A 1,130-nucleotide genomic window follows, 5' to 3' on the forward strand; every position below is an offset into this window, starting at 1 on the left:
GCCTTCGACCCCGCCGCCGTGGCCCTGTGGCTGGGGGACCACCAGCTGATGGCGTCAGGCCAGCCCCTGGCCTTCGACCGCCCGGCGGCGTCGGCCTACCTCAAGGCCCGCGCCGCCGGCGCCTACCTGGCCGACGACACGGTGGCGATCCGGCTGCGGGTCGGCGACGGCCCGGGCAGCGGCAGCGCCTGGGGCTGTGACCTCTCGGATCAGTACGTGCGGATCAACGCGGACTACACGACGTAGGGAGCTGCTGTTTCGCAGGAGATCTGCATGGCCCCAGGCCCCATCAACATGCTGCGCCTTGTGGTCGTGGCGGGTCGCGTCAGTGCGCCGTCCACCATGACTGAATAAACTAGGCCGTGAACCAGCTCATGGCCCATGGACGCCAGCATCGGGGCCTTCGAAGCCAAGGCCCAGCTCTCCCGACTCCTGCGCGCCGTGGAAAACGGTGAGCGCTTCACCATCACCGTGCGCGGAAAACCCGTGGCGGATCTGGTGCCCCACCGCAACGATCCCGGCCAGGGCGTGGACGCGGCGGTCGCGGCCCTGCGGGCGTTCCCGCGGATTCGCGGTGTCAGTGCGGCCGATGTCGCCAGCTTCGTCAGCGAAGGGCGACGGTGAGCGGGGCACCCTCGACCCTGGTGATCGATGCGTCGATGGCCCTGGCCTGGGTGTTCGAGCGGCAGCAGCCCGGCGAGGTGGAACGGGCCAATCGCCTGCTCGAGGCCTGCGGGACCGTTCCCTGGTGGGTTCCCGGTCTCTGGCACCTGGAGGTCACCAATGCCCTGCTGGTGGCGGAGCGGCGTTCCGTGCTGCCCCAGGCCGACAGCGATCTGTTCCTGGCCCGGCTGAACAGCCTGCCGTTCCAGGCCGACATCGGGCCGCCGCCGGATCGCGGGACACGCCTGCTGGCCCTGGCCCGCACCCATGGGCTTTCCAGCTACGACGTCAGCTACCTGGAACTGGCCCAGCGCCTCGATGCGAGCCTGGCCAGCTTCGATCGCCAGCTAAATCGCGCCGCCGCCGCGATCGGCGTCGCCCTGTTCGCCGGGGCCTGAACCGCCACTCCGCGGCAAGATGGCAGCGCATGTGCTGATGTCGATGGTCACGGCCAGGCCCTCCTCCCC

General features: G+C 70.3%; 3 protein-coding genes. All 3 read left to right on the forward strand.

Annotation, left to right across the window (positions count from 1 at the left end):
- Positions 1-246, forward strand: a 246-nt coding sequence (locus tag VB737_RS16890; protein ID WP_500314673.1) for a bifunctional ornithine acetyltransferase/N-acetylglutamate synthase, incomplete at its 5' end; no start/stop codon positions are given.
- 135 nt (positions 247-381) lie between these two features.
- On the forward strand, positions 382-624 hold the full coding sequence (locus VB737_RS16895; RefSeq protein ID WP_500314675.1) for a type II toxin-antitoxin system Phd/YefM family antitoxin: 243 nt from the start codon (positions 382-384) through the stop codon (positions 622-624).
- Positions 621-1,061: a type II toxin-antitoxin system VapC family toxin gene (locus tag VB737_RS16900; RefSeq protein ID WP_500314677.1), complete on the forward strand. Its 441-nt coding sequence runs from the start codon at positions 621-623 to the stop codon at positions 1,059-1,061. Before VB737_RS16895 ends, VB737_RS16900 begins: the two co-directional genes overlap by 4 nt.
- Positions 1,062-1,130 lie beyond the last annotated feature (69 nt).

The organism is Synechococcus sp. BA-120 BA3, from assembly GCF_034931285.1.
GTDB lineage: Bacteria > Cyanobacteriota > Cyanobacteriia > PCC-6307 > Cyanobiaceae > Cyanobium.

Excerpts from the sequence above, each read along its gene's own strand:
- VB737_RS16895 (WP_500314675.1), top strand. The coding sequence starts at position 382 with ATGGACGCCAGCATCGGGGCCTTCGAAGCCAAGGCCCAGCTCTCCCGA.